The sequence below is a fragment of the Streptomyces sp. NPDC055506 genome, assembly GCF_053643595.1.
Window position 1 is genome coordinate 1 of sequence record NZ_JBSHKH010000243.1, and the last position, 4908, is coordinate 4908.

General features: G+C 66.1%; 3 protein-coding genes. 1 reads left to right on the plus strand and 2 read right to left on the minus strand.

Annotated features, from left to right (window positions below):
* Positions 1 to 54 precede the first annotated feature (54 nt).
* Both ACWIF2_RS40030 and ACWIF2_RS40035 read right to left on the minus strand, forming a co-directional pair.
* On the minus strand, positions 55 to 1137 hold the full coding sequence (locus tag ACWIF2_RS40030) for an inositol-3-phosphate synthase (RefSeq protein ID WP_454366552.1): 1083 nt from the start codon (positions 1135 to 1137) through the stop codon (positions 55 to 57).
* Positions 1138 to 1181: 44 nt separating this feature from the next.
* A complete protein-coding gene (locus ACWIF2_RS40035; RefSeq protein WP_184593854.1) occupies positions 1182 to 1865 on the minus strand; it encodes a PadR family transcriptional regulator in 684 nt (227 codons plus the stop codon).
* 390 nt (positions 1866 to 2255) lie between these two features.
* Here ACWIF2_RS40035 and ACWIF2_RS40040 point away from each other — a divergent pair, with 390 nt between their 5' ends.
* Positions 2256 to 4883, plus strand: a complete 2628-nt coding sequence (locus ACWIF2_RS40040) for a transglycosylase domain-containing protein (RefSeq protein WP_454366555.1) — start codon at positions 2256 to 2258, stop codon at positions 4881 to 4883.
* The last annotated feature ends 25 nt before the right edge of the window (positions 4884 to 4908 follow it).

A 4908-nucleotide genomic window follows, 5' to 3' on the forward strand; every position in this document is an offset into this window, starting at 1 on the left:
TCGTACGACCCGGGGACCCTCACAGCCCTGGCAGGAGCGACTCGTTGCGGCGCGTCAGCGCTCGACCTCACCCTTGATGAACTTCTCGACGTTCTCGCGGGCCTCGTCGTCGAAGTACTGCACGGGCGGGGACTTCATGAAGTAGCTCGACGCGGAGAGCACGGGGCCGCCGACGCCGCGGTCCTTGGCGATCTTCGCGGCGCGCACGGCGTCGATGATGACACCGGCGGAGTTCGGGGAGTCCCAGACCTCCAGCTTGTACTCCAGGTTCAGCGGGACGTCACCGAAGGCGCGGCCCTCGAGGCGGACATAGGCCCACTTGCGGTCGTCCAGCCAGGCGACGTAGTCGGACGGGCCGATGTGGACGTTGCCCTCGCCCAGTTCGCGGTCGCGGATCTGGGAGGTGACGGCCTGCGTCTTGGAGATCTTCTTCGACTCGAGGCGGTCGCGCTCGAGCATGTTCTTGAAGTCCATGTTGCCGCCGACGTTCAGCTGCATCGTGCGGTCCAGGATGACGCCCCGGTCCTCGAACAGCTTCGCCATGACGCGGTGCGTGATGGTGGCGCCGACCTGGGACTTGATGTCGTCGCCGACGATCGGGACGCCCGCCTCGGTGAACTTGTCCGCCCACTCCTTGGTGCCGGCGATGAAGACCGGAAGGGCGTTGACGAAGGCGACCTTGGCGTCGATGGCGCACTGGGCGTAGAACTTCGCCGCGTCCTCGGAGCCGACGGGCAGGTAGCAGACGAGGACGTCGATCTGCTTGTCCTTGAGGACCTGGACGACGTCGACCGGCTCCTCGGCGGACTCCTCGATCGTCTCGCGGTAGTACCGGCCCAGGCCGTCGAGGGTGTGGCCGCGCTGGACCGTCACGCCGGTGCTGGGCACGTCGCAGATCTTGATGGTGTTGTTCTCGGAGGCGCCGATGGCGTCCGCGAGGTCGAGACCGACCTTCTTGGCGTCCACGTCGAACGCGGCGACGAACTCGACGTCGCGGACGTGGTAGTCGCCGAACTGGACGTGCATCAGGCCCGGCACCTTGGACGCCGGGTCGGCGTCCTTGTAGTACTCGACTCCCTGTACCAGCGATGCGGCGCAGTTGCCCACGCCGACGATGGCTACGCGAACCGAACCCATTCCGGTTGCTCCCTGTGTGTATGAGTGAGGCCCTTGAGGGGGCTTCACGTGGCGGTGTCGTCGGGCGTATCCGGACGGGGGTCGTCCCCCGGCCGGGGCAGGCCGCCCGACGCTCCAGATGTGGTGTCACGCGAAGCGGGCTCCCCGGAGGAGGAACCGTTGAGGTCCCGCCCCGCCCGCTCGCTCTCGATGAGCTCGTTCAGCCAGCGCACCTCGCGCTCCACGGACTCCATCCCGTGGCGCTGAAGCTCAAGCGTGTAGTCGTCGAGCCGTTCCCGGGTCCGGGCCAGGGAGACGCGCATCTTCTCGAGGCGCTCCTCCAGCCGGCTGCGGCGGCCTTCCAGCACGCGCATGCGCACATCGCGTGAGGTTTGCCCGAAGAAAGCGAAACGGGCGGCGAAGTGCTCGTCCTCGTACGCGTCGGGCCCGGTCTGCGAGAGCAGCTGTTCGAAGTGCTCCTTGCCCTCCGCCGTCAACCGGTAGACGATCTTGGCGCGCCGCCCCGTGAGGGGAGCGGCGAGGGCGTCCTCGGTGGTGTTCCCCGGCTCCTCGATCAACCAGCCGTTGGCGACCAGCGTCTTGAGGCAGGGATACAGCGTCCCGTAGCTGAACGCACGGAACACACCCAGTGATGTGTTGAGTCGTTTGCGGAGCTCATAGCCGTGCATCGGAGATTCGCGGAGCAGGCCGAGTACGGCGAACTCGAGGATCCCGGAACGCCGGCTCATCGTCGCCTCCTCTCTCCCGCGGTACCCATGTCTCGGTCCGATGTGTCGGGCTGATGTATCGACTCGATACATCACGACGATAGAACGGCCTTGCGGATGCGACAAGAGGGGGTGTGGTGAACGGGGTCACATCACCGATTCGTCAGACGCGAGTTGCCTGATTTGAGGTGAACTTCGGTCCTCGGCAGGTTTTGGCGGTGCGTAGTCTGTGCGCCATGCACATCACCGGGAACCGTGGGACGCGTGAGCGCGTCCTCGTCTTCGGTGTAGTACGGGTGCATGCGGGACCGATGAATGCGGAGCCGACCGCATCCGTACTTCGGGGGGACCGGAAACAAGCTGCCGTTTCCAGGCGCGCAGGGGTGCGCCTGCCCGAGGAGTAGTCGTTCGATGAGCGAGCACCGTCGCAAACCGCCGCAGCCGCAGGGAGGCGGACGTGCCGCGACCCGACGCGGCCAGTCCGGCTCGTCCTCCGGCCGCCGCGCGGCACCGCGAGGCGCCACCGGGTCTCCGTCCGACTCCTATGGGTCGGACTCCTACGACTCGGGGGGTGAGGAGCGCCAGTACGGCGGCCGTGCAGAGGCCCGGCGTGCGGCGCAGAGAAGTGGAGGCGGCCGCCGCAGAGCGGCCGAGCCGACACGTGGCGGCCGGCGCGCCGCTCCCGGCGGGCCGAGCAGGTCCGGGGGCAAGCCGGTCATGTACGACAAGAAGCGTCTGATCGACTATCCGCGGGCCGGCAAGTACGGCTGGCGCCGCTGGATGCCGTCCTGGAGGCTCGTCTCCGGCCTGTGCATCGGCTTCATCGGAAGCCTGGTGGCCGTGGCGGGCATCGGGTACGCCATGGTGGGCGTCCCCAATGAGGAGAACGCTGCCGCCCTGTCGCAGAACAACGTCTACTACTGGGCCAACGGCCAGCAGATGATCGCGACCGGCAGTGGCCAGAACCGGCAGAACGTCACGATCGACAAGATCCCGAAGGCCATGCAGCAGGCGGTGATCTCGGCCGAGAACAAGAGCTTCTACCAGGACTCGGGCGTCGACCCCATGGGTATCGCACGGGCTCTGGCGAACATGGCCCGGGGCGGCGACACGCAGGGTGGTTCGACGATCACCCAGCAGTTCGTCAAGAACACCTACCTGAGCCAGGACCAGACGGTCACCCGTAAGTTCAAGGAGATGTTCATCTCGATCAAGGTGGGCACCAAGCTCACCAAGGACGAGATCCTCCAGGGGTACCTCAACACCTCGTACTACGGCCGCGGCGCCTACGGCATCCAGGCCGCCGCCCAGACGTACTACGGCAAGGACGCGGTCGATCTCAAGCCGAGCGAGTGCGCCTTCCTCGCCGCGCTGCTCAAGGGTCCGACGTACTACGACCCCGCGGGTAACGACAGCCTCGATCCAACGGCGACCGCCAAGGCCAACGAGAAGCGTTCCAAGGACCGCTGGGGCTGGATTCTCCAGCAGATGCACAACGACAAGAAGCTCACGGACGCCCAGTACCAGACGGCGATCAGCAAGTACCCCATGCCCGATGACCGCAAGGCGGCCAAGGGCATGAGCGGCCAGATCGGCTACCTGGCGGACACGGCCAAGAAGTACGTCCTGAACCACTCCAACATCACGGAGAAGCAGTTCGATCAGGGCGGGTACCAGATCAAGACGACCTTCGAGAAGTCCAAGGTCGAGGCGCTGACCAAGGCGGTCAAGAAGGTCGAGAAGGAGAAACTCGACCCGGACAAGCGTGAGCTGGACAAGCACGTCCAGTTCGGTGCGGCGTCGGTGAAGCCCAAGGACGGCGCGATCGTCGCGCTCTACGGTGGCGCGGGGTACGAGAACGGCCACTTCAACAACAACGCGGACACCTCGGGTGTCCCCGTCGGTTCGACGTGGAAGCCGTTCGTGCTCGCCGCCGCCATGGAGCACGGCACCTACCGGAGCGACGGCCCTCTCTCGCCGCTCAGCAAGTACAACGGCAACGACCATCTCAAGATCAGGAACAACGACGGCTCCTACGTCATGAAGAAGGACAACACGCCCTTCTTCCAGGAGAACGAGAGCGATCGCCCGTGGGGTTACATCTCCCTGCGCAAGGCGATGGAACAGTCCGTCAACACCCCGTTCGTGCAGCTCGGCATGGACGTCGGGATGAAGAACGTGGCCGACCTGGCCGAGAAGGCCGGCATCCTGGACAGCAGCTTCGCCGGCCTCAACGCGTCGTTCGCGCTCGGTACGTCGACGCCCAGCGCGATCCGCATGGCCGACTCCTACGCGACGTTCGCCGCCGCCGGTAAGCAGGCCGCTCCGTACTCGGTGACGAGCGTCAAGTTCAACGGGGAGGAGACTCCCGGCTTCGAGAAGCCGAGGATCACGCAGGCGATGCCCGAGAACGTGGCGAACAACGTCACGAACGTCCTGGAGAACGTCATCCAGAACGGTACGGGTAAGAATGCGCTGTCCCTGGGCCGTACGGCGGCCGGCAAGACCGGTACGACGGACGAGAACAAGTCGGCCTGGTTCGTCGGCTACACCCAGCAGCTCTCGACCTCGGTCGCGATGTTCCGTGAGGACCCCAAGAGCGCCAAGCTGCTCTCCATGAACGGCACGGCGGGCGAGGTGTCCATCCACGGTGGTGACGTCCCCACGCTGGTGTGGACCGAGTACATGAAGGCCGCGCTGAAGGGCAAGCCCGATCTCGGCTTCCCGGAGCCCGAGAAGATCGGCGACATCCAGGACGCGGTGGGCGCTCCGACGCCGACGCCGACTCCCAGTGTGGACCCCAGCGAGACCGTGACCGAGTCCCCGAGCTCCACGCCCAGCGAGACGCCGTCGCTTCCGTCGCCTTCGCCCTCCGACACCTGCGGCTTCTTCGGCTGCGATGAGGAAAACGGCGGTACGGAGAACGGCGGCACAGGCGGAGAGCCGAGCACCTCACCCTCGCCGACAGATACGAGCGAGAACGGCGGCAACAGCAGAGGAAACGGCAACGGAGGCATCTTCGGAGGCCCCGAGGGATAGCCGACTGAACGCCCGGCTTGGGTGT